2 protein-coding genes are annotated in these 1,865 nt (G+C 35.1%); both read left to right on the forward strand.

The features are described from left to right. Positions 1 to 234: 234 nt before the first annotated feature. The gene (locus tag BACCOPRO_RS08750) at positions 235 to 1,032 is read left to right on the forward strand and encodes a GIN domain-containing protein (protein WP_162231619.1); all 798 of its coding nucleotides are present in this window, start codon (positions 235 to 237) and stop codon (positions 1,030 to 1,032) included. Positions 1,033 to 1,048: 16 nt separating this feature from the next. Continuing rightward, a partial coding sequence (locus tag BACCOPRO_RS18060) for a TonB-dependent receptor (RefSeq protein ID WP_008142877.1) occupies positions 1,049 to 1,865 on the forward strand: 817 nt, incomplete at its 3' end.

The following is a 1,865-nucleotide window of genomic DNA, read 5'->3' on the forward strand; positions in this document are numbered from 1 at the left end:
TTAATCATGTCCAGATTATAATAAGGTATGGTTCTTCTGACTGTTCTTCCGGACCATTTATAAAACAGCTGCTACAATCTATAAAATCCGTTCTTTTTCTTGCTGCTTTATACTATTTTTTATAACTTGCCTTTGTTTTCAGTCAGGTTGACCAGGCTCTTGCTCATGGCTTCTGCCTCTTTCAATCAACTGCAGATTATCAAACAAATAACCATAAAACAAATCTTAACTATTATGCGCAAAACACTATTTTTATGTTTAATTGCCTTTTTGGCCTTTTCAACAATTGCTGCCGAAAATTTTAAGACTATAAAAGGAGATGGGAATATCGTTACCAAAGAAATCCCAATATCCGAATATACCCAACTGAAAATAGGAGGCAACATTGAAAAATCTGTTTTCAATTATTCACAAAAAGAAAGCCACCCCTCTGTACAACTGACAATTGACAGCAACTTACTTCCTTATTTAAAAATACAAGTAGAAAATGGCTGTCTCATTATAAATACTCGAAATAATGAGCGTTTACTGCCAACTCGTCTGATTATAAACAGCCAATCCGTCGAATTGAATAAAGCACAAATTGATGGTACTTATCGCTTTATCTTCCAAACAGGACTGAATGCAAAAAGTCTTGAACTGACAGCAGGAGGAGCAACAGATGTACGCAGTAAACAAGCCATAGAAGTTGAAGAGAATTGTAAAATACAGGTTTCTGGTGTAGGAAAACTGAATGTGGATGATTTACACTGTTCCGATCTGAGTGCCGAGGTCAAGGATTGCGGAGAATTATTTTTGAAGGGGGAAGCAAAATCAGGGGAATATAAGGTTGTGGATGCAGGAAAAATCAACGCATACGAATTTGTTATGGAAGAACTTGATTGCCATATTGATGACTCCGGAGAAGCAAAAGCCTATGTAACCGAAAGGCTGAAAGGAGAGATATCAGCAGCAGGAGTACTCCAATATAAAGGCTTCCCAAGATCTGATGTCCAATGCAAAGAAATAGGAAAAGCAAAGAGAATTAAATGATGCAAATGAAAAAGCTATGGAAAGTTTTATACTACGCCTTAGATATTTATTTATATATTTATTCCTTCTTTGCAGATTATCTGTTTTTGCAGACAACTATTTATTGAATGGGAAGATAGTAGATTCCAATGGAAATGCCGTTGAAGCTGCTTACATAGAAGTACAAAAAGACAGCATTCATGTAATTGGATATGGGTTAAGCGATACATTGGGCTATTTTACCATTGAAGTCCCATTAAATCAGCCTTACCAGATTAATATTAGTCATGTTGCTTTTCATCCTATCCGTGAAAATATTGTTCCGACTAATAAAGAACATCTCTTTATAATGAAAGAACGTATGGAAAGCATTGATGAAGTAGTTATTACTGCTTATAAAAAGGGGGTGAAAATAAATACCGAGGGGAATATCGTGTTTTCTCCGAGAACTTTAGGGAATACCATAACTTATAATCTCACACGACTTTTGCAAACGTTACCAAGCATACAGGTTTCATCAGGAGGTATTTCCTTAAACGGACGGCCAACAGCATTACTTATAAATGGACATAAGAGAAATCTTAACGGGAAAAGTATTGAGGCTTTCTTACAATCAATTCCAACTGATAAGATAAAAGAAATTATTGTTACTCCTGTTTCATCTGCCAGTAATCTGGCTTCAGAGAATGGAAGTATAAATATTATTTTGGAGAAAGGAGAAGATTTAATTGCTACTCAGATCAGTAGCGAACTTAATATGCGTAAAGGTGGTGTATATGGGAATGGAAATGCTTTTTTAATGTACAACAAAAACAATTTCTATATGGATCTATCTTTGGGTTATTATAATGTAT

The organism is Phocaeicola coprophilus DSM 18228 = JCM 13818 (assembly GCF_000157915.1).
In the GTDB taxonomy this organism is placed as follows: domain Bacteria; phylum Bacteroidota; class Bacteroidia; order Bacteroidales; family Bacteroidaceae; genus Phocaeicola; species Phocaeicola coprophilus.